The sequence below is a fragment of the Zoogloea sp. LCSB751 genome (assembly GCF_002028455.1).
Lineage (GTDB): Bacteria > Pseudomonadota > Gammaproteobacteria > Burkholderiales > Rhodocyclaceae > Zoogloea.
The window spans coordinates 1-267 of sequence record NZ_MWUM01000244.1 but is presented as its reverse complement, the minus strand read 5'-3'; the positions used below and the strand labels follow the sequence as shown (position 1 = coordinate 267).

1 pseudogene is annotated in these 267 nt (G+C 53.9%); it reads right to left on the bottom strand.

Annotated features, from left to right (window positions below):
• A pseudogene (gene artJ, locus B4920_RS26510) lies at positions 1 to 267 on the bottom strand (ABC transporter substrate-binding protein ArtJ); the annotation flags it as partial.

Here is a 267-nt window from a genome sequence, read left to right as displayed (position 1 = left end):
TCGCTTTCAGCGCGCCGTTCAGTTTTTCCAGCAGGCCTTTGTTATCCGGACGTACCGCGATGCCGAGGCCGGTACCAAAGTACTGCGGATCGGTCACTTTCTCCGTCGCTGTACCCAGCTGCGGGTTGGTTTTCAGCCACTCATTCACGACCGCGGTGTCGCCAAATACGCCATCGATACGGCCATTTTTCAGGTCGATAATTGCGTTCTGGTAGCTGTCATAGGCCACGGTTTTCACTTCAGGATGCTTGTCCTGGAGATATTTCT